Annotated in this window: 23 protein-coding genes; 18 read left to right on the forward strand and 5 right to left on the reverse strand. The window is 66.8% G+C overall.

The window, feature by feature from the left end; genetic code table 11:
* Positions 1 to 31: 31 nt before the first annotated feature.
* From CLG96_RS02730 to rutA, 16 genes are all read left to right on the forward strand, one after another.
* Positions 32 to 325, forward strand: a complete 294-nt coding sequence (locus CLG96_RS02730) for a BolA family protein (RefSeq protein WP_107966304.1) — start codon at positions 32 to 34, stop codon at positions 323 to 325.
* On the forward strand, positions 322 to 1,029 hold the full coding sequence (locus CLG96_RS02735) for a glutathione S-transferase (protein WP_107966305.1): 708 nt from the start codon (positions 322 to 324) through the stop codon (positions 1,027 to 1,029). Before CLG96_RS02730 ends, CLG96_RS02735 begins: the two co-directional genes overlap by 4 nt.
* 60 nt (positions 1,030 to 1,089) lie before the next feature.
* Entirely contained in the window at positions 1,090 to 1,755 is a 666-nt protein-coding gene (gene hisG / locus CLG96_RS02740; RefSeq protein WP_107966306.1) for an ATP phosphoribosyltransferase, read from the forward strand.
* Complete coding sequence (gene hisD / locus CLG96_RS02745) at positions 1,745 to 3,031, forward strand: histidinol dehydrogenase (protein ID WP_107966307.1); 1,287 nt, start codon at positions 1,745 to 1,747, stop codon at positions 3,029 to 3,031. The genes hisG and hisD overlap by 11 nt, the downstream gene beginning before the upstream one ends.
* Positions 3,028 to 3,486, forward strand: a complete 459-nt coding sequence (gene nusB, locus CLG96_RS02750; protein WP_107966308.1) for a transcription antitermination factor NusB — start codon at positions 3,028 to 3,030, stop codon at positions 3,484 to 3,486. The genes hisD and nusB overlap by 4 nt, the downstream gene beginning before the upstream one ends.
* A 37-nt stretch (positions 3,487 to 3,523) precedes the next feature.
* Complete coding sequence (thiL, locus tag CLG96_RS02755; protein ID WP_107966309.1) at positions 3,524 to 4,453, forward strand: thiamine-phosphate kinase; 930 nt, start codon at positions 3,524 to 3,526, stop codon at positions 4,451 to 4,453.
* 107 nt (positions 4,454 to 4,560) lie between these two features.
* Positions 4,561 to 4,761 (forward strand): hypothetical protein, encoded by a 201-nt coding sequence (locus tag CLG96_RS02760; RefSeq protein WP_107966310.1) that lies wholly within the window; start codon positions 4,561 to 4,563, stop codon positions 4,759 to 4,761.
* A 143-nt stretch (positions 4,762 to 4,904) separates the two neighbouring features.
* A complete protein-coding gene (locus tag CLG96_RS02765; RefSeq protein ID WP_107966311.1) occupies positions 4,905 to 7,016 on the forward strand; it encodes a sodium-translocating pyrophosphatase in 2,112 nt (703 codons plus the stop codon).
* Between the two features lie 100 nt (positions 7,017 to 7,116).
* Positions 7,117 to 9,024 carry an alpha/beta hydrolase family protein gene (locus CLG96_RS02770; protein ID WP_107966312.1) on the forward strand — a complete coding sequence of 636 codons (1,908 nt, stop codon included), beginning with the start codon at positions 7,117 to 7,119 and terminating at the stop codon, positions 9,022 to 9,024.
* Entirely contained in the window at positions 9,021 to 10,352 is a 1,332-nt protein-coding gene (gene deoA, locus CLG96_RS02775) for a thymidine phosphorylase (protein WP_107966313.1), read from the forward strand. The genes CLG96_RS02770 and deoA overlap by 4 nt, the downstream gene beginning before the upstream one ends.
* 27 nt (positions 10,353 to 10,379) lie before the next feature.
* Positions 10,380 to 11,612 (forward strand): NupC/NupG family nucleoside CNT transporter, encoded by a 1,233-nt coding sequence (locus tag CLG96_RS02780; RefSeq protein ID WP_107966314.1) that lies wholly within the window; start codon positions 10,380 to 10,382, stop codon positions 11,610 to 11,612.
* Complete coding sequence (deoC, locus tag CLG96_RS02785) at positions 11,609 to 12,523, forward strand: deoxyribose-phosphate aldolase (protein WP_107966315.1); 915 nt, start codon at positions 11,609 to 11,611, stop codon at positions 12,521 to 12,523. The genes CLG96_RS02780 and deoC overlap by 4 nt, the downstream gene beginning before the upstream one ends.
* Before the next feature lie 75 nt (positions 12,524 to 12,598).
* Entirely contained in the window at positions 12,599 to 13,339 is a 741-nt protein-coding gene (rutB, locus tag CLG96_RS02790; protein WP_279330493.1) for a pyrimidine utilization protein B, read from the forward strand.
* Between the two features lie 5 nt (positions 13,340 to 13,344).
* Entirely contained in the window at positions 13,345 to 13,737 is a 393-nt protein-coding gene (rutC, locus tag CLG96_RS02795; protein ID WP_107966316.1) for a pyrimidine utilization protein C, read from the forward strand.
* On the forward strand, positions 13,734 to 14,570 hold the full coding sequence (gene rutD, locus CLG96_RS02800) for a pyrimidine utilization protein D (protein ID WP_243395573.1): 837 nt from the start codon (positions 13,734 to 13,736) through the stop codon (positions 14,568 to 14,570). The genes rutC and rutD overlap by 4 nt, the downstream gene beginning before the upstream one ends.
* Positions 14,571 to 14,597: 27 nt before the next feature.
* Positions 14,598 to 15,671, forward strand: a complete 1,074-nt coding sequence (rutA, locus tag CLG96_RS02805; RefSeq protein ID WP_107966317.1) for a pyrimidine utilization protein A — start codon at positions 14,598 to 14,600, stop codon at positions 15,669 to 15,671.
* A gap of 42 nt (positions 15,672 to 15,713) precedes the next feature.
* On the opposite strand, the gene CLG96_RS02810 is transcribed toward rutA, so the two are convergent.
* The 4 genes from CLG96_RS02810 to CLG96_RS02825 all read right to left on the reverse strand — a co-directional run bounded on the left by CLG96_RS02810 (position 15,714) and on the right by CLG96_RS02825 (position 20,586).
* Entirely contained in the window at positions 15,714 to 16,097 is a 384-nt protein-coding gene (locus tag CLG96_RS02810; RefSeq protein ID WP_133175324.1) for a MerC domain-containing protein, read from the reverse strand.
* Between the two features lie 122 nt (positions 16,098 to 16,219).
* Positions 16,220 to 16,945: a superoxide dismutase gene (locus CLG96_RS02815; RefSeq protein ID WP_207796535.1), complete on the reverse strand. Its 726-nt coding sequence runs from the start codon at positions 16,943 to 16,945 to the stop codon at positions 16,220 to 16,222.
* A 76-nt stretch (positions 16,946 to 17,021) separates the two neighbouring features.
* Positions 17,022 to 18,593: an alkaline phosphatase D family protein gene (locus tag CLG96_RS02820; protein WP_107966320.1), complete on the reverse strand. Its 1,572-nt coding sequence runs from the start codon at positions 18,591 to 18,593 to the stop codon at positions 17,022 to 17,024.
* A gap of 79 nt (positions 18,594 to 18,672) precedes the next feature.
* Complete coding sequence (locus tag CLG96_RS02825; protein WP_107966321.1) at positions 18,673 to 20,586, reverse strand: M1 family metallopeptidase; 1,914 nt, start codon at positions 20,584 to 20,586, stop codon at positions 18,673 to 18,675.
* 125 nt (positions 20,587 to 20,711) lie between these two features.
* Between CLG96_RS02825 and CLG96_RS02830 the strand changes: the two genes are divergently transcribed.
* Complete coding sequence (locus CLG96_RS02830) at positions 20,712 to 22,097, forward strand: MATE family efflux transporter (protein WP_243395574.1); 1,386 nt, start codon at positions 20,712 to 20,714, stop codon at positions 22,095 to 22,097.
* Between the two features lie 236 nt (positions 22,098 to 22,333).
* On the opposite strand, the gene CLG96_RS19085 is transcribed toward CLG96_RS02830, so the two are convergent.
* Positions 22,334 to 22,708: a hypothetical protein gene (locus CLG96_RS19085; protein ID WP_243395575.1), complete on the reverse strand. Its 375-nt coding sequence runs from the start codon at positions 22,706 to 22,708 to the stop codon at positions 22,334 to 22,336.
* 134 nt (positions 22,709 to 22,842) lie between these two features.
* On the opposite strand from CLG96_RS19085, the gene pip reads away from it, so the two are divergent.
* On the forward strand, positions 22,843 to 23,826 hold the full coding sequence (gene pip, locus CLG96_RS02835) for a prolyl aminopeptidase (RefSeq protein ID WP_243395576.1): 984 nt from the start codon (positions 22,843 to 22,845) through the stop codon (positions 23,824 to 23,826).
* The last annotated feature ends 20 nt before the right edge of the window (positions 23,827 to 23,846 follow it).

Below are 23,846 nucleotides of genomic sequence, written 5' to 3' on the forward strand. Positions count from 1 at the left end.
CTCTGCCTCGTAAACCCTTTATATAGGCCGCATGACCGACAAACCTACAGGCCCCGTCGCCGCCGAGATCGCCCGGCGGCTCCAATCCGCCCTTTCCCCCGAACGGCTCGCCGTGATCGACGACAGCGAGAAGCATCGCGGCCATGCCGGCCATGATGCGCGCGGCGAAAGCCATTTCACCGTGGAGATCGTCAGCAGCCTGTTCGAGGGGCAGAACCGCGTCGCCCGTCAGCGCGCGGTGAACGCCGCGCTCGCCGATCTGCTCGCGCAGCGCGTCCATGCGCTCGCCATCAAGGCGCGGACACCGGCGGAGGACGCCACATGAGCTATGATCTCTGGTATTGGCCGGACATTCCGGGACGCGGCGAATTCGTCCGTCTCGCGCTGGAAGCGGGCCAGATCCCCTATCGCGATCGGGGGCGCGAGGGCGATGGGGATTTCAGCAGGGTCGCCGCCGATCTCGACCTTCCCCGCGACACCCCCTCCTTCGCGCCGCCCTATCTGATCGCGGACGGGATGGTGATCGGCCAGACCGCCAACATCCTTCTCTTCCTGGGCGAAAAACATGGTCTCGCGCCCGCCGACACCGCAGGCCGGCTGTGGGTGAACCAGCTCCAGCTCACCATCGCCGATGTGGTGACGGAGGCGCACAACGTTCATCATCCGATCGGCCCCAGCCTCTATTATGAGGATCAGCAGGCCGAGGCCGCCCGCGCGGCGAAAGTCTTCCGCGAAGAGCGCCTGCCCGCTTTCCTCGCCTATTTCGAACGTGTCCTCGCCCGCCACGGATCATGGCTCGCCGGGCCGGGCTGGAGCTATGCCGATCTCTCGCTGTTCCAGCTGGTGGAAGGGCTGAGATTCGCCTTCCCCAAGCGCATGGCCTCGGTCGCCCGCGATACGCCGCGCGTGCTTACGCTCCACGAAGCGGTGGCAAAGCTGCCGGCGCTGCGTCCCTATCTGTCGAGCGATCGCCGCCTGCCTTTCGGCGAGGGCATCTTCCGTCATTATCCGGAACTCGACGCGCATTGAGGCGGAAAATCGGGCTTTGAGTTGCCCTGAAGCCCCCCGGCAAGTAAAGCCGCCCCCGCCATGGCAGACCAGATCATCTTCGCCATCCCCAAGGGCCGCATCCTCGAGGAAGCGCTGCCGCTGCTCGCGCGCGTCGGGATCGAGCCCGAGCCGGCCTTTTCGGACGAGGGCAGCCGCGCGCTGCGCTTCGCCACCAACCGGCCGGAGATCGGCCTGATCCGCGTGCGCGCCTTCGATGTCGCCACCTTCGTCGCCCATGGCGCGGCGCAGCTCGGCATCGTCGGATCGGACGTGCTGATGGAATTCGACTATTCGGAACTCTATGCGCCGGTGGACCTGGACATCGGCCATTGCCGCCTGTCTGTCGCCGAGCCCGCTGCAATGGCCGAAGGCGACGATCCGCGCGAATGGAGCCATGTCCGCGTCGCGACCAAATATCCCAACCTCACCCGCCGCCATTTCGAGGCGCGCGGCGTGCAGGCCGAATGCGTCAAGCTCAACGGCGCGATGGAGATCGCCCCGGTGCTGGGCCTTTCCAGCCGCATCGTCGACCTCGTCTCCTCGGGCAGGACGCTCAAGGAAAATGGCCTGGTCGAGGTCGAGACGGTCGCCAGCGTCTCCGCCCGGCTGATCGTCAACCGCGCCGCCTTCAAGACGCGCGCCGCCGACATGGCGCCGCTGGTCGAGGCATTCCGCGAGGCTGTGGGAGGCCGGCGTGCCGCTTAGGCTCGATACCACCGCGCCCGATTTCGCCGCCCGCTTCGACGCGCTCGTAAATGCACGGCGCGAGGCCGACGAGGATGTATCGCGCGCGGTGGCCGATATTGTGCGCGACGTGCGCGAACGGGGCGACGCCGCGATCGCCGACTATACGCGCCGCTTCGACCGCCACGATCTCGACACCTCCGGCTGGCAGGTACCCGCCGAGGAACGCCGCGCCGCGCTCGAAGGGCTCGCGCCCGATCTGCGCGCCGCGCTCGAGCTCGCCGCCACCCGCATCCGCGCCTATCATGCCGCGCAGCGCCCCGCCGACAGCGAGAGCGTGGACGAGGCGGGCGTCCGCATGGGCGCGCGCTGGACGCCGGTCGAGGCTGCGGGCCTCTATGTGCCGGGCGGACGCGCGGCCTATCCCTCCTCGGTGCTGATGAACGCCATTCCCGCCAAGGCGGCGGGCGTCTCCCGGCTCGCCATGGTCACGCCCACACCCGATGGCGTCGTCAACCCGCTCGTCCTCGCCGCCGCCGAGATTGCGGGCGTGGACGAGGTATGGCGCATCGGCGGCGCGCAGGCGATCGCGGCGCTTGCCTATGGCAGCACGCGCATCGCTCCCGTCGACGTGATCGTCGGCCCCGGAAATGCCTGGGTGGCGGAAGCCAAGCGCCAGCTTTACGGCGTGGTCGGCATCGACATGGTGGCCGGCCCCTCCGAGATTCTCGTCGTGGCGGATGCGAAGAACGATCCCGACTGGATCGCCGCCGATCTGCTCAGCCAGGCCGAGCATGATCCGACCAGCCAGTCGATCCTCTTCACCGACGATGCTGCCTTCGCCGATGCGGTGGCGAGCGCGGTCGAGGCGCAGCTTGGCCGGCTCCAGACCGGGGCCACCGCGCGCGCAAGCTGGGACGCCAATGGCGCGATCATCGTCATGGACCGGCTGGAGGCCGCCCCGCCGCTGGTCGATCGCCTCGCGCCCGAGCATCTGGAACTCGCGATCGACGATCCCGACGCCTTCTTCGCGCAAGTCCGCCATGCCGGCTCGGTCTTTCTTGGCCGCCACACGCCCGAGGCGATCGGCGATTATGTCGCCGGGCCGAACCATGTCCTTCCCACCGGCCGCCGCGCGCGCTTCTCCTCCGGCCTGTCCGCGCTCGATTTCATGAAGCGCACCAGCTTCATCGCGCTCGATCGGGCGAGCCTCGCGAAGATCGGCCCCGCGGCCGTAGCGCTCGCCCATGCCGAAGGCCTGCCCGCGCACGCCGCCTCCGTAGCGATCAGATTATGACCAAGACCAAAAACGAACGTTCCCGCTCGCGCTCCGCCGCGCGCCTTGCCGCCGTCCAGGCGCTCTATCAGCAGGAGATGGAGGGCACCAAGCTCCCCATATTGCTCGACGAGTTCCACCGTCATCGCCTCGGCGCGACGATCGAGGATGTCGAATATGCCCAGGCTGAGATCGACTTTTTCGATGATCTGGTGAAGGGCGTCGACGCCCGCCGCGCGGAGATAGACGCCGCCATCTCGGCCAGGCTGGCGAGCGGCTGGAGCCTCGAACGGCTCGACAAGCCGATGCGCCAGATCTTGCGCGCGGGCACCTATGAGCTGATCGCGCGCATCGACGTGCCGACCGCGACCGTCATCAGCGAATATGTCGACGTCGCCGACGCCTTCTACGCCAAGCGCGAAAAGGGCTTCGTCAACGGCCTGCTCGACGGCGTCGCCAAGGCGGTGCGCGCGTGAACGGGAACACCCTCTCCCCCTCCGGGGAGAGGGATTGATGTCCCGCGAATCCGATTTCATTGCCGCCCTCGCCCGGCTCGCCACCCATCCCGCCGCGCGCGGCCTCGCGGACGACGCCGCGGTCCTGCCCCCGCCCGCCGCGGATCTCGTCCTCACCCACGACATGCTCGTGGAGGGGGTGCATTTCCTTGCCACCGATCCGCCGCAGGACGTTGCCCGGAAGCTCGTCGCGGTGAATCTCTCCGATCTCGCCGCCAAGGGCGCGACGCCGATTGGCGCGTTGATGGGCTACGGCCTCGGCGCCGATCCGGCCTGGGACAGGGCCTTTCTCGACGGCCTCGAACAGGCGCTCGCCCGCTTTGCCACGCCGCTGCTCGGCGGGGATACGGTCGCCATGCCCGCAGGCACGCCGCGCGCGATCGGCCTCACCGCGATCGGCACATCGCCCTGTGCCCCGGCCCGATCGGGCGCAAAGCCCGGCGACCGGCTGTGGGTTACGGGACCGATCGGAGATGCCGGCCTCGGCCTCCGCATCGCACGCGGCGATCGCCCCGGCCCGGATGTGCTGCGCGACGCCTATCGCCGCCCCGAGCCCCGGCTTGCCGAAGGACGCGCGCTGGCACCCCATGTCCATGCCATGGCTGACATATCGGACGGCCTGCTGATCGACGCCGCACGCATGGCCGCCGCCAGCGGCCTCGCCGTCGCGATCGATCTTGCCGCCATCCCCCTTTCGCCCGAGGCCGTCGCCTTCGCCGGGGACGATCGCGCCGCGCGCCTCGCCGCGGCCACTGCCGGCGACGATTATCAGCTCCTCTTCGCAGCTGCCGAGGATGCGACCCTGCCCCCGCTTCCCGGCCTCGCGCCCATCGGCCGCTTCGCCGCCGGATCGGGGCTCAGCCTCGGCGACGGGGCGGAAGTCGTGCCGCTCCCCGCCCGGCTGGGCTATGAGCATGGCGCATCCTGATCCTGCGGGGCAGAGTTTCACGGAGCCCTTCACCCAAATCAATATCGGTTAATGCGGCCCGCGTCCGCCCATGGTCTGCCGGGATATAGCCCGTGAGGGAGACCGGCATGGACCTTCTCGCCCGATTGCAGCCGCTCCAGGAGGCCTATCTGCTGAGCCTCGTCGCGATGCTGGTCTTCGTCACCGGCCTTTCCCTACGGAATGGCGGGGTCCTGCGCGGCAAAGGCGCGCTTTATCTTTGGGCTGTGCTGGTCCTGCTCCCGCTCTTCGCCGGGGCCGGCTGGTTCTATGCCGAATTGATCGTCTAGCCGCGAAATTCCGTAGCTGAGCGCGGCGCTCGGTGCGGCTTGTCGCGGGTGCGCACCAGGATCATATTCCGGTCCCCCCGGCACGGAAGCTCCCGCCAGAGAGGAGTCGAAACCGCGACGGATAAGGAAGGGAGGGAGATCGGATGCTCATCGTGCAACTGGCCATCGCCTGTGGCCTGCTCGCCATCCTCTATGGCTTCGTCACCAGCCGGCAGGTGCTGGCCGCTTCCCCCGGCAATGCGCGCATGCAGGATATCGCCGCGGCCATCCAGGAAGGCGCGCGCGCCTATCTCGGCCGCCAATATCGCACCATCGCGATTGTCGGGATCGTCGTCGCAATCCTCGTCTACGCCTTTCTCGGGCTCACTTCGGCGATCGCCTTCGCCATCGGCGCGCTGCTCTCGGGTTCCGCCGGCTTCATCGGCATGACCATCTCGGTGAAGGCCAATGTCCGCACCGCCGAAGCCGCGCGGCACGGCCTCCAGGCCGGCCTCACCCTCGCCTTCCGCGCGGGCGCGATCACGGGCATGCTGGTGGCGGGCCTCGCACTCCTGGCGATCTCGGTCTTCTTCTTCTATCTGACGGGCCCCGCCGGCCATGGCCCCGATGATCGCATCGTGATCGACGCGCTTGTGGCGCTGGCCTTCGGCGCCTCGCTCATCTCTATCTTCGCGCGGCTGGGCGGCGGCATCTTCACCAAGGCGGCGGATGTCGGCGCCGATCTTGTCGGCAAGGTCGAGGCCGGCATTCCCGAGGACGATCCCCGCAATCCGGCAGTGATCGCGGACAATGTCGGCGACAATGTCGGCGACTGCGCGGGCATGGCGGCCGACCTGTTCGAAACCTATGTCGTCACGATCGGCGCGACGATGGTGCTGACGGCGCTGCTCATCGACGTGCCCGACGCCCGGCTCTTCGCGCTGATGGCGCTGCCGCTGCTCATCGGTGGCGTCTGCATTATCAGCTCGATCATCGGCACCTATATGGTCCGCCTCGGCGCGCGGGAATCGATCATGGGCGCGCTCTACAAGGGCTTCTGGACGACCGCGCTCCTCTCCATCCCAGCCATCTATCTCGTCACCGATTATGTGCTGGGGGACATGAACGCTCCCGTCGGCGGCCCGGACGACGCCAACGGCTTTACTGGCATGGACCTGTTCTGGTGCATGATGCTGGGCCTCGGCGTCACCGCCTCGCTCGTCTGGATCACCGAATATTATACCGGCACCAATTATCGCCCGGTAAAGTCGATCGCGCGCGCCTCCGAGACGGGCCATGGCACCAACGTCATCCAGGGCCTCGCCGTCAGCCTGGAGGCGACGGCAATGCCGACGGTCGTGATCTGCATCGGCATCATCGTCGCCTATCAGCTCGCCGGCCTGATCGGCATCGGCTTTGCCGCCACCTCGATGCTCGCGCTGGCGGGCATGGTGGTGGCGCTCGACGCCTATGGTCCCGTCACCGACAATGCCGGCGGCATCGCCGAGATGGCCGGCCTCGAACATGAGGTCCGCATCCGCACCGACGCGCTCGATGCGGTCGGCAACACCACCAAGGCGGTGACGAAGGGCTATGCGATCGGATCGGCGGGCCTTGCCGCACTCGTCCTGTTCGGCGCCTACACTACCGACCTTGCCCTGTTCTTCCCCGATCTGGCGGTCGATTTCTCACTGTCCAATCCCTATGTCATCGTCGGGCTGCTGCTCGGCGCGCTGCTCCCCTATCTGTTCGGCGCGATGGGGATGACGGCGGTCGGCCGCGCTGGGGGCGCGGTGGTGGAGGAGGTGCGCGGCCAGTTCCGCGACAATCCCGGCATCATGGCGGGGACGAGCCGGCCAAACTATGCCCGCACGGTCGATCTCGTCACGCGCGCCGCGATCCGCGAGATGATCGTGCCGAGCCTGCTGCCCGTGGCAACGCCGATCCTGGTCTATTTCGCGATCCGCGCCGTCGCCGGCCAGGCCAACGGCTTCGCGGCGCTCGGCGCGCTGCTGCTCGGCGTGATCGTCTCCGGCCTGTTCGTGGCGATTTCGATGACGAGCGGCGGCGGCGCCTGGGACAATGCCAAGAAATATATCGAGGATGGCAATTACGGCGGCAAGGGATCGGCGGCGCACAAGGCGGCCGTCACCGGCGACACGGTCGGCGATCCCTATAAGGATACGGCAGGCCCCGCGGTGAATCCCATGATCAAGATCACCAACATCGTCGCGCTGCTACTGCTGGCGGCGCTGGCGGGGCAGGCCGCGGGCTGATTTCACGGTCAAATCGTCATTTTCACTCTGGAGCTTTTGGCGACTGGACGGCGGATATTTGCTTGTTAAGCTCGCCCGTCATGGATCTGCGGGGGGCCAGATGATCCGTCCGATCGTCTTGTTGCTGTCATTGCTTCTGCCTGTCTGCGTCGCGTCGGCCGCGCCGCGTCCAATCGAGCAGTTCGCCGCGCTGCCCTTCATCAGCGCGCCCGAACTGTCGCCCCGCGGCGATCGGATCGCGGCCCGCGTCGCGGTCAACGGCACGCAATATCTGATGATCCATCCCATATTCGATGGAAGCGCGCAGCCGACGCTGATTCCGGTCGGCGACAATGATCTCAACTGGTTTCAATGGGTGAACGACGATTGGCTCGTCATAGGCGTCGGCGCCATGTCTCCGGTCGGGAGCGAACAATGGTATATCCGCCGCGCGATCGGCGTCAGCGCGGATGGCAAGAAGACGAACGTCATCGCTGCGCACCAGGCCGCGCAAAATGCGGATGACCTGCTGTGGATCGCGCGGGACGGCAGCTCCCGCATCCTGCTCGCGCTGCAAAAGTCGATCTATTCCATTGATCCCGGTTTCTGGCCCGAGGTCGTCGAGGTCGATGTCTCGACCGGCAGGACGAAGACGGTGGTCCGGCCCGTCCAATATGTGATGAACTGGTATGCCGATGGCGCCGGCACGGTCCGGATGGGTGTCGGCTATAATGACGATACGCAAACGTCCCGGTTGCTCTATCGCGGCAGCGCCTCGGAACGCTTCCACACGGTCGACCGCGCGGATCGGCGCAAGGGCGAAAGCCTGCTCGCCCCCGCCTTGTTCCTCGACGGCGGCAAGGCGATCGCGGTCAACGATCAGGACGGCTTCGACGCGCTCTACGAAATGGATCTCGCCACTTTGTCGCTCGGCAAGCGCATCTTCGGCGCCGCAGGCTATGATCTTGATGCGCTGCTGGCCGGGGCGGACGGGAAAAGCCTCGCCGGCGCGCGCTTCACCGATACGCGTCGGCGCGTCCACTGGTTCGATCCCGTGCTGACCGAGGTGCAGCGCAGCATCGACCAGGCGGTCGGTGATCGCCATGCCGAGATCGTCTCGATGAACCGCGATCGCACCAAGCTGCTCGTGGAGGTAGGCAGCGCGGATCAGGCCGGTGCGCTTTATTATTACGACCTCGCGGACGGCGCGATGCAGCGCATCGCCTGGAATGACGAGACGCTCAAGAACACGCACCTCCATCCGGTCAAAACGATCCGCTTCAAGGCGCGCGATGGCCTCGAAATCCCCGCGGTGCTGACGCTCCCCAAGGGTCTGCCGACGAAGGATCTGCCGCTGATCGTGCTGCCCCATGGCGGCCCCTTCGCCCGCGATTCCGAAAGTTGGGATTGGTGGGTCCAGTTCCTCGCCGATCGCGGCTATGCCGTGATCCAGCCCAATTATCGGGGCTCCTCCGGCTTCGGCACCGCCTTCGCGGAAAAGGGCGAGGGCGAATGGGGCCTGAAGATGCAGGACGATCTGGACGATGCACGCGCCTATATGATCGAGCAGGGGATCGCCGATCCCAAGCGCGTCTGCATGGTCGGCGCCTCCTATGGCGGCTATGCCGCGATGCGCGCCGCGCAGCGCAACGGATCGCTCTATCGCTGCGCCATCGCCTATGCCGGCGTGTCCGATCTGGGCGCCATGCGCCGCTATGATTCCCGTTTCCTCAACAGCAAGGGCCGGAGCGACTGGCTGAAGCGTCAGGCGCCCGATTTCCGCGCCGTCTCGCCCGTCTTCGACGCGGGCGGCTTCTCCACGCCCATCCTCCTCATGCACGGCAAGAAGGATCGGACGGTCCCCGTCTCGCAGTCGCGCGAAATGGCGGAAAAGCTGAAAGCCGCGGGCAAGCCCCATATCTATATCGAACAGCCGCTCGCCGATCATCATTTCAGCCGCGCGGACGATCGCCTCTTATTCCTTCGGGAGATGGAGAAATTCCTGAACGAGCATAATCCCGCCGGATGAGCCTGCTCGAATCGATCCGTCGCAAACGGGATGGCGGCCGGCTCGACGCGCCGGACATTGCCGCCTTCGTCTCGCGCCTCGCGGATGGATCGATCGAGCCCGAGCAGGCGGCCGCGCTCGCCATGGCAATCTATCTGAGGGGCATGGATTTCGCCGAAACGGGCGCGCTCACCGCCGCCATGGCGCGATCCGGCACGATCCTCGACTGGGCCGGCATGCTGTCTGGCCCGGTGCTCGACAAACATTCGACGGGCGGCATAGGCGATAAGGTGTCGCTGATGCTGGCGCCGATCGTCGCGGCATGCGGCGGCTATGTGCCGATGATCTCGGGACGCGGCCTCGGCCATACGGGCGGCACGCTCGACAAGCTCGCCAGCATCCCCGGCTATGATCCCTTCCCCGGGCTCGATCGGCTGCGGCAGGTGGTGCGCGATGTCGGCTGCGCGATCATCGGCCAGACGGACGATCTCGCACCCGCCGATCGCCGCCTCTATGCGGTGCGCGACGTCACCGCGACGATCGAATCGACCCCGCTGATCACCGCCTCGATCCTCTCCAAGAAGGTCGCCGCCGGGCTCGACGGGCTGGTGATGGATATCAAGATCGGCTCGGGCGCCTTCATGGCGACCGAGGCCGAGGCCCGCCTGCTGTCCGCCAGCATCCTCGGCACCGCCGCCGCCATGGGCCTGCCCGCGCGCACGCTGATCACCGACATGGGCCAGACGCTGGGCACGACTGCCGGCAATGCCGTCGAGGTCGGCGAGACGATCCGCTATCTCAAGGGCGATCGCGATCCCCGGCTGGACGAGGTCGTCCTGGCGCTCGCCGCCGAGATGCTGCTGCTGGGCCGCCTCGACGCCGATCGCGACGCCGCCCGCGCGCGTGCCGAGGCGGCGCTCACCTCCGGCTGCGCGGCCGAGACCTTCGCCCGCATGGTCGCCGCACTCGGCGGCCCCACGGACCTGATCGACCATCCGGAACGCCGTCTCGCCGCAGCCCCCGTCATCCTCCCCGTCTTTCCCGAGGTGGCGGGCCATCTCGTCGCGGTGGATGGGAAGGCGATCGGCAGGACGATCATCGGCCTCGGCGGCGGCCGCACGCGCATCGCGGACCGGATCGATCCTAGGGTCGGCTTCACCCATGTCGCGCCGATCGGTGCTGCGGTCGGCCCCGATCGGCCGCTGGCGATGATCCATGCCGCGACGCCCGAATCCGCTGCGCGGGGGCTGGCCGAATTTCGCCGAGCCTGTATCGTCGGCGAAATAACCCCACCGCAAAACCCCGTGGTTCATGCGCCCGTGGTCCATGCGGTGGTGACGGATTTCTGATCTTATCCAGGGACGGCCGTTTACCTCATGCAGAAACTCCTGATCGGCGCGCTGGGCATCATCCTGATCCTGGCGATCGCCGTGCTGCTCTCGTCGAACCGCCGCCATATCCGGCCGCGTGTCGTGCTCGCCGCTTTCGCGCTCCAGGCCGGCATCGCCACGCTCGTGCTCTACGTCCCCGCCGGCCGCGCCACGATCGGCTGGCTTTCGGGCGGGGTCGCGGCGCTGTTGAGCTACAGCCAGGCCGGCACCAATTTCGTGTTCGGCGGCCTCGCCAATCCCGCGCTCGGCGGCAGCTTCGCGATCCAGGCGCTGCCCGTGATCATCTTCTTCGCGGCACTCGTCTCGATCCTCTATTATCTGCGCGTGATGCAATATGTCGTCCGCTTCGTCGGCGGCGCGATCGAGAAGATCACCGGCGTCTCCAAGGTCGAATCGCTGTGTGCGGCGGCCAATATCTTCGTCGGCCAGTCCGAATCCCCGCTCGTCATCCGCCCCTATCTGCCCAGCCTCACGCCTTCGCAGCTCTTCACGGTGATGGCGTCCGGCATGGCGGGCGTCGCCGGCACGATCCTCGCCGCCTATGCCTCGATGGGCATACGCATCGATTATCTGCTCGCCGCCTCCTTCATGTCCGCGCCGGGCGGCATATTGATGGCGAAGATCATGATGCCCGACGATCCCGAAGTACCGATCGACCGCCCCGTCGAGCTGGCGGAGGCGACGCATGACGAGGAAGCGCCCGCCAACATCATCATGGCGGCGGCACAAGGCGCGCAGCTCGGCGTCAAGCTCGCGGTCGCGGTGGGCGCGATGGTGCTTGCTTTCGTGGCGCTGGTGGCGCTCGCCAACGGCATATTGTCGGGCGTCGGCGGCTGGTTCGGCCAGCCCGACCTCAGCTTCCAGAAGCTGCTCGGCCTGATCTTCGCGCCGGTCATGTTCCTGCTGAACGTGCCGTGGAAGGAAGCGCTCGCCGCCGGCGGGCTGTTCGGCGAGAAGGTCGTGCTCAACGAATTCGTCGCCTATATCCATCTCGGCGAACGGGCGGGAACGCTCAGCCCGCATACGATCGCGATCATCACCTTTGCCTTGTGCGGCTTCGCCAATTTCAGCTCGATCGCGATCCAGATGGCGGTCACGGGCGGGCTCGCTCCCAATCAGCGGCCGCTCATCGCTCGGCTCGGCATCAAGGCGCTGATCGCGGGCTCGCTCGCTAACCTCATGTCGGCAGCGCTTGCCGGCATATTGATCACCTCATGACCAGGAATCCCGGCCTGCCCTTCGATGCGGCCGCGATCGAGGCGCTCCATGTCGACGATAGCGAAATCGAGCGGGACATAGCCGCCTTCACGGCGCATCCGCTGCCCGAGGGTCGGGAGCGCGCGAATTGGCTGCTCGAGGCGATCGCCTGCATGGATCTGACGACGCTCGCGGGCGACGACACGCCCGAGCGCGTCGAGCAGCTCTGCGCGCGCGCCCGCGCACCGCTCCCGCCCACGCTGCTACAGGCGCTCGGCCTTGCGCCCGGCATGCTCAAGACGGGCGCGGTCTGCGTCTATCATGCGATGATCGCGCCTGCGCTCACCGCGCTCGCGGGCAGCGATATTCCCGTCGCAGCGGTCTCGGCCGGATTTCCGGCGGGCCTTTCGCCGCTTTCGACACGGATCGCCGAAGTCACGGAATCGGCCGCGGCAGGTGCTGCCGAGATCGACATCGTCATCCAGCGCCGTCACGCGCTCAGCGGCGACTGGCGGACGCTCTATGACGAGGTTCGCGCCTTCCGCGAGGCCGCTGGGCAAGCGCATGTGAAGGCGATCCTCGCCACCGGCGAGCTGGGCACGGCGACACGCATCGCCCGCGCCTCGCTCGTCTGCATCATGGCCGGCGCCGATTTCATCAAGACATCGACGGGCATGGAGAAGGTCAACGCCACGCTGCCGGCGGGCCTCGTCATGCTGCGCATCATCCGCGACCATGCCACGCGAACGGGCATCCGGATCGGCTTCAAGCCGGCCGGCGGGATCGCGTCCGCCGATCAGGCGCTCGCCTGGCTGATGCTCGTGCGGCAGGAATTGGGGGAGGAATGGCTCACGCCCGATCTGTTCCGTTTCGGCGCATCGCGGCTGCTCGACGATGTCGAACGGCATCTCGAGGCGCATGTCGCGGCATGACACCCCCGATTCGGGTGGCTCTTGCCCGGAGCACGGCCTTTTGTCACATTTCTCCCATGCAGCGAGGATGATGCGATGATGCAGGCGGACGGCGTGGTAGCGAGAAGCGCGGAACCCGGTGTCCGCGCGGTCACTCTCCCGGCACGGCCCGAACCGATCCGCCTCTCGCCCGACGACACCGCCATCGTCGTGATCGACATGCAGAATGCCTATGCCTCGCCGGGCGGCTATCTCGACCTGGCGGGCTTTGACATTTCGGGCGCCGCCGCCGTCATCGACCGCATTGCCACCGTGCTCGACGTCGCGCACGCCGCCGGCCTTCCGATCATCTATTTCCAAAATGGCTGGGATGCGGATTATGTCGAGGCCGGCGGCCCCGGCTCGCCAAATTATCACAAGTCCAACGCGCTCAAGACGATGCGCCGCCGCCCCGAGCTTCAGGGCAAGCTGCTCGCGCGCGGTACATGGGATTATGCGCTGGTCGATCGGCTGAAGCCCCGGCCCGGCGATATCGAGCTGCACAAGACGCGCTATTCCGGCTTCTTCAATTCGCAGCTCGATAGCGTGCTGCGCGCGCGCGGCATCCGCAATCTGATATTTGTCGGCATCGCCACCAATGTCTGCGTCGAATCCACGCTGCGCGACGGCTTCTTCCTCGAATATTTCGGCGTGATGCTGGAAGATGCGACGCATCAGGCTGGCCCCTCCTTCCTGCAGCAGGCCACCGTCTACAATGTCGAGACCTTCTTCGGCTGGGTCTCGACGGTAGCCGATTTCTGCGGCAGTTTCGGACAGTTGCCGCAAGAGGAGGCCTGATCCGCATGCCCATGACGCCGATCGTCCCGCTTGGCTCCGCGCCTCCCATCGCCCCCTATTCGCCGGGCACGAAGGCGGACGGCGTGATCTATGTCGCCGGCACGCTGGCGCTGACGCCCGATGGCCAGGCCGCCCATGTCGGCGACGCCGCCGCCCAGACGCGTCAGATATTGGAGACGATCAAATCGGTGATCGAGGCCGGCGGCGGCACCATGGCCGATGTCGCCTTCAACCATATCTTCCTGAAGGATTGGGCCGATTATGCCGCGATGAATATGGTCTATGCCGAATATTTTCCGGGCGACAAGCCTGCCCGCTACTGCATCCAATGCGGTCTCGTCCGTGCCGAATGCCTCGTCGAGATCGCCAGCATCGCCCATGTCGGGAGCGGCAATTGAAGGCCGAGAGCGGCTATATCGACGGACTTTATTTTGAGATTATGGGCTGTCGCGACACGCATGCCGCGACGTTGATCCTCTCCTCGGGGCTGGGCGGCTCGGCCAATTATTGGGCGCCCAATGTCACCGAGCTCGGCAAGCGCTATCGCCTTCTCCTCTACGATCATCGCGGCACCGGGCGCAGCGCCCCCCATCTGCCTGCCCCCTGCACGGTGGATGGCATGGCGGCCGATATAATCACGCTGATGGACGGGCTCGATATCGATCGCGCGCATCTGGTCGGCCATGCCGCAGGCGGGCTGATGGGGCTGTCGATCGCGCTCGACATGCCGGAACGCCTGACCAGCCTCGTCGTCGTCAATGGCTGGGCGAAGGCCGATCCGCATTTCCTGCGCTGCTTCGAAACGCGGCTCGCTCTGCTGCGCGACAGCGGCCCACGCGCCTATCTGCGCGCCCAGCCCATCTTTCTCTATCCGGCGCCCTGGATCTCGGCGAACAGCGATCGGCTCGATGCGGAAGAGAAGGTGCACCTTGCCCATTTCCCCCCGATCGACACGATCGAGCGCCGCATCGCGGCACTCGCCGCCTTCGACATTAGCGATCGGCTGGATCAGATCGGCGTGCCGCTGCTCGCGCTGGCGGCGGCGGACGACATGCTCGTGCCTGCGCCCTGCTCGGCCCGGCTCGCCGCCGCCGTGCCCGGCGCCGCGCTCGCCACCATGCCCGGGGGCGGCCATGCCTGCAACGTCACCAAGCCCGCCATGTTCGACAGCCTTGTGCTCGATTTCCTGGCGCGCAGCGAGCGCCGGTCGATGTCCGCGCTGGCGGGCTGAACGTCTTTCGAGGAAGGGTCGCAATCAATGCAAGTCGGCGTTTTCGTTCCCATCGGCAATAATGGCTGGCTGATTTCGGAAACGTCGCCGCAATATATGCCGACCTTCGATCTCAACCGGCGCATCGCCGAGCGCGCGGAACATTATGGCCTCGATTTCCTGCTCTCGATGATCAAGCTGCGCGGCTTCGGCGGAAAGACCGAATTCTGGGAATATAATCTGGAAAGCTTCACGCTGATGGCCGGGCTCGCCGCCGTCACGGAGAAGATCCGCATCTTCGCCACCGCCGCCACGCTCACCACGCCCCCCGCCATCGCTGCGCGCATGGCGTCGACCATCGACAGCATCAGCCATGGCCGCTTCGGCCTCAATCTCATCACCGGCTGGCAGAAGGCGGAATATGATCAGATGGGGCTGTGGCCCGGCGACGAGCATTTCCGCCGCCGCTACGACTATCTGTCCGAATATGCCCAGATATTGCGTGATCTCTGGGCGACGGGCGTGTCGGACTTCAAGGGCCGATATTTCCAGATGGAGGATTGCCGCGTCCGCCCCGTGCCGCAGGGCGAGATGAAGATCATCTGCGCCGGAAGCTCGGACGAGGGGCTCGCCTTCTCCGCCCGCTATGCCGATTATGCCTTCTGCCTCGGCAAGGGCCTCAACACGCCGACCGCCTTCGCCTTCAACAATGAACGCCTCGCCGCCGCCACCGCCAAGACGGGGCGCGACGTGTCCGTCTTCGTGCTGATGATGGTGATCGCCGAGGAGACGGACGAGGCCGCGCTCGCCAAATGGGAATATTATCGCGCGGGCGTCGATCGGGATGCGATCGCCTGGCTCGCCGAACAGGGCGCCGCCGACAAGGCCAACACGACCACCAATGTCCGCCAGCTCGCCGATCCGGCCTCGGCGGTGAACCTCAACATGGGCACGATCGTCGGCTCTTATGCGAGCGTCGCCGCCATGCTCGACGAGGTCGCCACCGTCCCCGGCACGGGCGGCATATTGCTCACCTTCGACGATTTCGTCGAAGGGATCGAGAAGTTCGGCAGCCGCATCCAGCCCCTGATGAAAAGCCGCGCGCATGTGAGCGCGGCCTAAGGCCTCTCGTCGCCGCCACGAAAGCCGGGACGACGGAGTTATTCACATACAGCCATGCGCCTGCGCCCGCATCCGCCAGTTGATGCCATGGCCGCCCATCAAGAGCAGGCTTCCCGCCACCGTCAGCCCCGTCTCCCATATTTCGCCCCGCCCCGGCAGCAGCGCCACCGTAAGCAGCGCCACGCCTGCGCCGCCCAGCAGCGTCGGCAAGGGCGTGCCATGCACGCGCCAACCCCCGAGAAAAGCGAGCGCCGCAAAAGGAATGACGAAACCCAGCGCCAGATAATGAAAACTCTCCGGCAGCCGCAGCATGTTCGTGAAGGCCGGCAGAAGCGCGATGGCGAGCGGCAGGATCAGGCAATGGACCAGGCACAGCAGCGATGCCGCCATAGCCGCACCTTCCAGCAAATTGGTCCGTTTCTCCATCGCCTCATTCTCCCATGCGGCCAATCCGGCCGTTCATGATACGGTATAAAGTATCATGAACGGAAAAAGGCAATGCCGTCGCCCCATTTTCTCCGGGGCGACGGCTTATCAGGCAGGAAGGCTCAGCGCCTGGCCGCCGCGAAACGGCGCGACACCTCGGCCCAATCGACCACCTTCCACCAGGCTTCGAGATAATCGCCGCGCCGGTTATTGTAGGTCAGATAATAAGCATGTTCCCACACATCATTGCCCAGCACGGGCAGACCCTTCACCGCCGCCACGTCCATCAGCGGATTGTCCTGATTGGGCGTCGACGTGATGGCGAGCTTGCCGTCCGCGCCGACGATCAGCCACACCCAGCCCGAACCGAACTGCTTGGTGCCGGCCTCCTTGAACGCCGCCTTGAACTTGTCGAGCGAGCCGAAGCTGGCCTCGATCGCGGCCGCTAGCGCGCCCGACGGCGCGCCGCTCTTCGCCGGCGCGGTCATCGTCTTCCAGTAGAATGTGTGGTTCCAATGGCCGCCGGCATTGTTGCGCACCACCGTCGGCAGCGTGCCCGCCTTGGCGACGAGTTGCTCCAACGTCTGCCCCTGCAGCGCCGGATCGGCCGTCACCGCCTTGTTGAGCGCGTCGACATAGGCCTGATGATGCTTGTCATGATGCAGCTTCATCGTCGCCTCGTCGATCACGGGCGCCAGCGCATCATAGGCATAAGGAAGCGGCGCGAGCGAAAAGGGGCCCGCGACGGGCGCCGTGGCGGGCGCAGGCGCCGCCTGCGCAAAGGCCGGCGCGGTCGCCAGCGTAGCGGTCGCGATCGCGAGGCCGGCGAAAAGGGCTTTCACGGTCATCTTCATTCCTTCATGCCTGTAACAAGGGTCTGGACGTTTAACCGGCACGACATCCGCCATCTCCCGCGATAGCGCGTCAAGCCGTGACGAGCGCGGGCTTGCCCCGCTCCACCGCAAGCGTCGTCCGCGTCGAGATCTGGCCGCCCGGCTCATGCACCTTGTCGACCACGCGGAACGCGCTGCTCCACTGGTCGGGCGTCACCTCGCAGAGCAGATAGCCGCGCTGGTCGTTGGAAAATTTGAGGAAGGGATTGTCGGCCATGATCCGCTCCGCGCCCGAGCGCTTGTCGCTGCCGCTGCCACCCGAGCTGATCGAGGTGCTGACGAACTCGACCGCCACCGCCTCGTCCGTACCGTTTCGCGTGCGCAGCTCGCCCGCGAAATTCTGATGCTCGTCGCCGGTCAAGGCGACGACATTGCCGAGCCCCTTGAGCGAGGCGAACAGCCGCTCGCGGGGGCTGTCATAGCCGCCCCAGCTATCCATGTTGCGGATCGGCGCGGGCTCGTCCCCCGTGCGCCGGTCGAGCGGCATCATCATGATCTGCTGCGCCAGCGCGTTCCAGCGCGCGCCGCCCTGCCGCAGGTTTTGGGCGAGCCATTTCTCCTGGCCGTCGCCCAGCACGGTCGCCCGCCCATCGGCAACATCCGCGCAAATCGGCTTGAAGCCATCGTCGCAGGGCTGGTCCGAACGGAATTGTCGCGTATCGAGGAAATGCATGTCGAGCAGATTGCCGAAGCGCGCGCGACGATAGAGCTGGATCGCATTGCCCGCCGGGAAAGAGGAACGGCGCAGCGGCATATGCTCATAATAGGCCTGGAACGCGGCCGCGCGGCGCAGCGCGAACAGCTCGGCCGGCGCCCCGCTCTTGCCCCAGCCGTCGATATTCTGCACCCAGTTGTTCTGCACCTCATGATCGTCGAAGGTCGCGAAGAAGGCAGCCGAGGCATGGGCCGCCTGCAGATCCGGATCCATCTTGGTCTGGGCGTAGCGGCGGCGATAATCGCCGATCGTCAGGCAGTCGCCGCCCTGATAGGTGCGGACGAATTGCTTGAGCCTGCCGTCCCAACCGATCCCGATCGGCGCGCTGCGGGATTCGTAGATGTAATCGCCATAATGATAGACGAAGTCGATCTCCTCGGCGGCGAGGTGACGATAGGCGGTATAGAGCCCATCCTCATAATGCTGGCATCCCGCCACGCCGAAGCGCAGCCGATCGATCGCGGCGCCATTGGCCGGCAGGGTCTTCGCCCGGCCACGCACCGTCCGCTCGCGCCCGATCGAGAAGCGATACCAATAAGGCCGCCCCGGCTCGAGCCCCGTCACCTCGACATGCACGGCATGGCCCAGCTCCGGCCGGGCGATCGCCTCGCCCTTCTGGATGATGTTGCGGAACGGCTCCTCGGTCGCGATCTCCCAGGTCACGGGCATCGGCGCGATCGGCATGCCGCCATGTTCGGCGAGCGGATCGGGCGCGAGCCGCGTCCAGATCACGAAGCCGTCGGGCGAGGGGTCGCCCGATGCGATGCCCAGCCGGAAGGGATAGTCCGCGAAGAGCTGTTGCGCGCGCACAATGGCCGGCGCGCCCAGCAAGGCCGCTCCGCCAATCGCGCCGCCGATCAAGCCGCGCCTGCTGATGCCGTTGGTCATGCTTTTCCCCCGATTTCCGATTTCGCCCGGCCTGCGCCGAAATGGCGACATGATGGTTACAGCGGCTATTTGACGCCCTCTATCTGACTATCGCGTCCACCGTACCGCTCGTCACGGCATGATAGCCACTGCGCGCGCCGGCATAGATGCGCCGCGCGATCGGCGGGCCCCAGCCCTCCTCCTTCATCAGCGCGGCGAACAGCGGCGCCACGAACTTGCGCCGTCCCTGCTCGGTCAGGAAGCGTTCGACCGAGGGCACCGCGGGATCATGATGGTTCGCCACCGCGAGCATCAGCCAGGCGAAGCGTATCTCGCTATTGCCCGTCCGCGACAGCCCATATTGGCGGTCGATCGCATCGAGCTGCGCGGTCGTCAGCCTGCGCGGCAGGCTGGCGAGGAAGCGCACGCGCTCCTGCGTCGTCCAGCCCGCCCAGCCCGTCGCCTCCGCCACCTTGGCGCCTACCGAAAAGGCCTTCGCCTCGGCATCGACAATCGCGAAGGCATCCGAGCGGACATGCACCGCATTGTCCGGCAGCCCCGGCTGATAGACCCAGCGGTCGAGCCCGATCTGCGCCTCCAGCACCCGATCGCCCCGGATCAGATTGGCGCGCAGGTCGGCAAGGAAGCCCGCGCTCGTCTGCGGCTTGAAGGCGAAGCGATCGAAATAGGACCAAAGATAGGCATCGAACCTTTCGCGCCCCACCGCCGCCTCGATCGTGCGCAGGAAGGTCGCACCCTTCTCATAGGCGACGTCGGTCATGCCCTCGTCGGGATCGCGCCCGACAAGATCGAGGTGCAGCCGGCTGTCGGGCGCGGCCATGCCGCCCGCCGCCGCGATCGCCGCCTGCATGTCGCTCCAGCCCAGATCCGCCAGCATCGCCGCGCGCGCCGGGCCATAGAGCGCCTCCATGATCCGGTTCTCGAAATAGACGGTGAAGCCCTCGTTCAGCCAGAAATCATTCCATGTCGCATTGGTGACGAGATTGCCCGACCAGCTATGCGCCAACTCATGCGCGACGAGGCTGACGAGCGAGCGATCGCCCGCCAGGATGGTCGGCGTGGCGAAGGTCAGGCGCGGATTCTCCATGCCGCCGAAGGGGAAGGAGGGCGGCAGGACGAGCAGATCGTAACGCCCCCAGCGATAGGGACCGTAAAGGCTCTCCGCCGCCTCGACCATCTTCTCGACATCGACCAGTTCGGACGCGGAGCGCTCGAGCATCGCCGGCTCGGTATAGACGCCGGTGCGCGTACCGAGCGGGCGGAAGGCGATGTCGCCCACCGCCAGCGCGATCAGATAGGGCGCCACCGGCTTGTCCATGCGGAAGCGATAGGCCTTGCGCCCAGGCCCTGCCGGCTCGCCCTCGGGCGTCAGCATCTGCGCGCTCATCACCGCGCGGAGGTCCGCCGGCACGGTCAGCCGCGCCTCCCAGGTCTGTCGGATGCCGGGGCTGTCCTGCGTCGGGATCCAGGTCCGGTTGAGGATCGCCTCGCCCTGGCTGAACAGATAGGGCCGCTTCTTCCCCGCCGTCTGCTCCGGCGGCAACCATTGCAGCGCCGCGGCATCCGGCGCGGTTGCATAGCGCACGATGATCCGCCGCGCGCCGTTCAGCGTCACGCTGAGCGGGGCGCCCAGGATCGGATCGGCCGTCCCCAGCGAGAAAGGCAGCGGTCGTCCGCCCGCATCGGTAACGGCGGCGATCTCCAGCCCCTTGGTGTCGAGCAGGATCGTCCGCGCGCCCGGCGCCGCCACTATGTCCAGCGCCGCCATGCCCGACAGCCGCTTCGTATCGAAATCGACCGCCAGATCGAGCGCCACATGCGTCACCCGCGCCTCGGCCGGCCGGGCAGAGCTGTGCACGTCGCGCGCATCCGGACTCGTCAGCACGGGCGCGCTCACCGGCGCCCTGTCCCCCGACAGCCTGTCCACCGGCTGGCATGCCGCAAGCAGCGCCGCCCCCATCGCCGCCAAGACGGCGCCGCTCTTCAATCCCATCGTCACTTTCTTCCACCCGGCGCGGAGGATAGGCGCCGGCGGCGATCATCAGCACAATCGCGCGGATGGCAAGCGTTGCGCCACATTGCTTGACCGCGACCATCTGCTCCGGGCAACCGATCGCGATGCGCCATCCTCCGCCCGCACCCGCCCCGGACATGCCCTTCGCCATGCACCGGGCGATCTGGGCGATCGCGCTTCCCGCCATGCTCACCAATGTCGCGACCGCGCTGTTCGGCCTTGCCGACATGTGGGTGATCGGGCGGCTCGGCGATGCTTCGGCGCAGGGCGCAGTGGAGCTTGGCGCCAAGCTGCTGATGGGCCTTCTCACCGTCTTCAATTTCCTGCGCAGCGGTACGGTCGCGCTCACTGCCCAGGCCGCCGGCCGCGCCGATGCGGAGGATCAGGCCGCAACGCTTGCCCGCGCCGTCGCCGTAGCGCTGCTGATCGGCCTCATCCTGCTCCTCGCCCGGCCGCTCGTCATTCCCGCGGGGCTGGATCTGCTGGATGCGCGCGGGCAGCTCGCCGCCGATGCGCATCTTTATGTCGGCATACGCTATTGGGGCGGCGTCGCCTGGCTGGTGAATGCGGTGCTCATAGGCTGGCTGATCGGCCGCCGGCGGGTGCGCGCGGTGCTGCTGATCGAGATTTTCGCCAATATCGCGCATGTCGCGCTCGATCTCGGGCTGGTGCTCGGCCTCGGCTGGGGCGTTGCCGGCGTCGCGACGGCGACCGTCGCATCGGAAACGGCGAAGCTGCTCGCGCTCGCGACAATCCTAGCCGGCGAGGCTCCGGCGCGGCGCGCACTCGCCATGGCGCGGTTGCCGGGCACATGGCAGGCGGCGGAGCTCGCCACGCTCTTCCGCCTCAACCGCGACCTCTTCCTGCGCACACTGCTGCTGATGGCCGCCTTCCTGCTGATGACGCGCGCCGGCGCGCGGCAGGGCGCGACCATCCTCGCCGCGAACGGCATATTGTTCCAGCTTTTCATGCTCTCGGCGCTGATCCTCGACGGGTTCGAGAGCGCGGCGCAGGTGCTGTGCGGCGAGGCGCGCGGCGGCCGCGATCCGCGCCATTTCCGCCGGCTGGTGCGCGCGCTCCTCCTGTGGGGCGGCGCGACCGGTCTCGTCATCAGCCTCGCCTATGCGCTGACAGGCGCGCCGCTCGCCGCCAGCTTCACCACCGCCCCCGACGTTGCCGCCGCCGCCTCCGCCCATATCGGCTGGGCGGTCGCATTGCCGCTCGTCGGCATGGTCTCCTTCGTGCTCGACGGGGTGTTCATCGGCGCCACCTGGACGCGGGCGATGCTCGGCACCATGGCGGCCGCGCTGGCGGCCTTTGCCTTGGCCCTGCTGGCCGCGACGCCGCTCGGCAATCATGGCCTGTGGCTGGCCTTCTCGCTCTTCCTCCTCGCGCGCGGCGCGGGTCAGGCGCTGCTGCTGCCGCGCCTCATCCGCCGGACATTGGGCACGGACGCGACGGCGGATATGCGGGTGGCGATCGGAAATTAAGCGGGGCGGCAGCGGCTGGGCGAAATGCCGGTCTCAACCGGCGGCTTCCTCTCCGAAGCGATCTTGTCGGTCGCCCAGCCGCGCTCAAAACTCCCGTAGCCGATTCGTGAGACAAAAAAAAGGGCCGGCACGAGGCCGACCCTGAAGTCTTAGGAGAGGATGCCTGAAAGGCCCGTTCCTTTTGCGGCGCAGCACGTTTTCACGCAAGTGCAATAGGTAATATTACGATTGCAGTTTCAGCAATCGCCTTTTCCCGCGAGGAAGGGAATGCCCAGGTTCAGCCGGCCGAAAGCTTGGCTGGTCGATATTCGGCCAAGGTACGCGGCTGTGCGTCCGAGAGCTTCTTGCATGAAATGCAACGGGGTTTGCGGGCGTGAAGGAACAAGGCTGTGATGAAAGGATGCCGCCTCGTCCGGGCGGGATACGAAGGAAAAGTCATGCAGACCGAAGGTGTGGTGCAGGCGAAGGCGATATTGGCCATACTTGGCTGCCTCACCGACGAGCTTCTCGACGCGGGCCTGATCGATCAGGGTCGATTCGCCGCACGCCTCGTCGCGGCGAAGGAAGCGCATGCCGAGATCGGGGAACAGGCGGTAGGCGATCTTCTCCACCTTTTCCGCTCCTCGCTGCTGGATATGCGGGACGGGCCCGAGATACGCCGCCGGCGGCTCTGCTGAGCCGATTTGCGGCGGGCCAGCGAAGCGCCGATAAGAAGCCCGCCCCGCCCAACCGTCAGGATCGTTCCGTGGCCGACCAGCCTCTCGCCCCCGCTCCGCTCCGCTCGCTCTATCCGCCGATCGAACCCTATGCCTCGGGCTATCTCGATGTCGGCGACGGGCACAGCCTTTATTGGGAGCTTTGCGGCAATCCGCACGGCAAGCCCGCCATCTTCCTGCATGGCGGGCCGGGTGCGGGCTGCGGCCCCGATCATCGCCGCCTGTTCGATCCCGAAAAATATCGCGTGCTGCTGTTCGATCAGCGCGGCTGCGGCCGCTCGCGCCCCCATGCCGAGCTCGAAGCCAACAGCACCTGGCATCTGGTCGCGGATATCGAGCGGCTGCGCGAGATGGTCGGCGTGGAAAAATGGCTGGTGTTCGGTGGCTCCTGGGGCTCGACGCTCGCGCTCGCTTATGCCGAGACGCATCCCGCCCGGACGAGCGCGCTGATCCTGCGCGGCATATTCGCGCTGCGCCAGGCCGAGGTCGACTGGTATTATCAGCAGGGCGCCTCCTGGATCTTCCCGGACAAATGGGAGCGGTTCCTGGCGCCGATCCCCGAGACCGAGCGCGGCGCGCTGGTCGATGCCTATCGCCGCCGGCTGACCGATCCCGACCGTTCGGTCCGGCTCGCGGCCGCCAGGGCCTGGAGCCGCTGGGAAGGCGAGACGATCACGCTTCTTCCCGATCCCGCTTTGTCCACGACGCATGGCGCGGACGATTTCGCGCTCGCCTTCGCGCGCATCGAAAATCATTTCTTCTTCCATCAGGGCTGGCTGGAAGAAGGCCAGCTCATCCGCGACGCCCACCGCCTGCGCGACATACCGGGCGTCATCGTCCAGGGCCGCTATGACATGGCGACGCCGGTGCAGACCGCCTGGGACCTGCATCGCGCCTGGCCGGAAGCGGAATTCCATCTCGTCCCCGATGCCGGCCATGCCTTCAACGAGCCCGGCATACTCGACCGGCTGATCCGCGCCACCGACGCCTTCGCCGCCGACCCGCGCATCTGACGGCGAAATGGCGGGATCGG

It is taken from the genome of Sphingomonas oleivorans (genome assembly GCF_003050615.1).
Taxonomy (GTDB): Bacteria; Pseudomonadota; Alphaproteobacteria; order Sphingomonadales; family Sphingomonadaceae; genus Sphingomonas_H; species Sphingomonas_H oleivorans.